The sequence below is a fragment of the Acidisphaera rubrifaciens HS-AP3 genome (genome assembly GCF_000964365.1).
In the GTDB taxonomy this organism is placed as follows: Bacteria; Pseudomonadota; Alphaproteobacteria; order Acetobacterales; family Acetobacteraceae; genus Acidisphaera; species Acidisphaera rubrifaciens.
Genome location: NZ_BANB01000147.1, coordinates 1 through 1,088, shown reverse-complemented (window position 1 = coordinate 1,088; position 1,088 = coordinate 1). Strand labels below are relative to the sequence as shown.

Annotated in this window: 2 protein-coding genes; one reads left to right on the top strand and one right to left on the bottom strand. The window is 72.3% G+C overall.

Going from position 1 to position 1,088, the window contains the following annotated elements; translation table 11 throughout:
- A partial coding sequence (locus B8460_RS05505; RefSeq protein ID WP_048860578.1) for a DUF6790 family protein occupies nucleotides 1-482 on the bottom strand: 482 nt, incomplete at its 3' end.
- Between the two features lie 117 nt (nucleotides 483-599).
- Between B8460_RS05505 and B8460_RS05500 the strand changes: the two genes are divergently transcribed.
- The coding region (locus tag B8460_RS05500; RefSeq protein WP_048860577.1) for a hypothetical protein at nucleotides 600-1,088 on the top strand (489 nt) is incomplete at its 3' end.

The window sequence follows — 1,088 nt, the reverse complement described above, 5'->3', positions numbered from 1 at the left end:
AGCCACAGGAACAGCAGCCCCGCCAGCGGTATCACCACGTCCCCGGCCAGCAGCAGCCCGGAATTACCGCGCGCGTAATTGCCGGTGGCCGCCATCTGATAGACATGCCCGCCCGCCGCGCCGAGCATGAACACCGCCGGCCCCAGCACCGCCGCCGCGCGCATGCCATAGCCGCCGCGCCAGGCCAGGAAGCCGACCACCGAGAACCCGAGGCTCGCGAAACCCAGTTCCGTCTGAAACGGACTGTCGGCCCAGCCGATGAAGCGCGCCGACAGCGCGCCGAAGAAGACGTGATAGACGAAATTCACCAGATACAGGCAGCCGACGGAGAACAGCACGTAATGCGCCAGCAGACGCTCGCCCGCGACGCCCGTGCCGCGCGGCGGCGGGTGACGGGCGATCGCGACCGCCGCCGTCAGCAGCCCGAGGACGAAGAACTCGACGATGAACTCGCCAAGCACGAAGCCGATCACCGCCGCCATCCCGCCCCTCTCCGTCACCCGACCCGTACTGCCGCGCCGGTCCGCCCGGCGCCCGCGCAACTTTCCCCGCTCACGACGATGTTGCCTAGCCCGCTCGGTTTGGAACATAACGCGAACATGCATGACGACAGCGACGATCCCGCCCGTGCCTTCCGCCGCCGCCGCCAGCGGCTGGAGGAGGCGCGCGCCCGTTGGGAGGGCGAACAGCGCGACATGCTGATCGCGGCGGCGCGCATGCTGCTGCCCGACCACGGCCTCGCGCTGCCCCTCGGCCGCATCGCGGTGCAGGCGGGGCTGCCGCCCTCGACCGCGCGGCGGCTGTTCAACTCCACCGTCGATCTCGCCGCGACCATGGTCCACCAGGCCTGGATGCGGCTGGTCGAAGCCACGGCGGAGGGCGAGACGGCCGAGGCGATGCTCGCGCACCTCATCCTGGCGATGCGCGCGGACCGGGCGCTCCAGCGCATCCACGCGGCGCTTGCCTGCGGCGCGGCGCCGTGGCAGCGGCAGACCATCGACGGGGCGGAGGCCGGGCTCGCCCTCGCCGTCGGCATGGCGCTGCACGACCGCGACGCCGCCCTCGTCCGCCTGCCGGCCGAGGCGCTC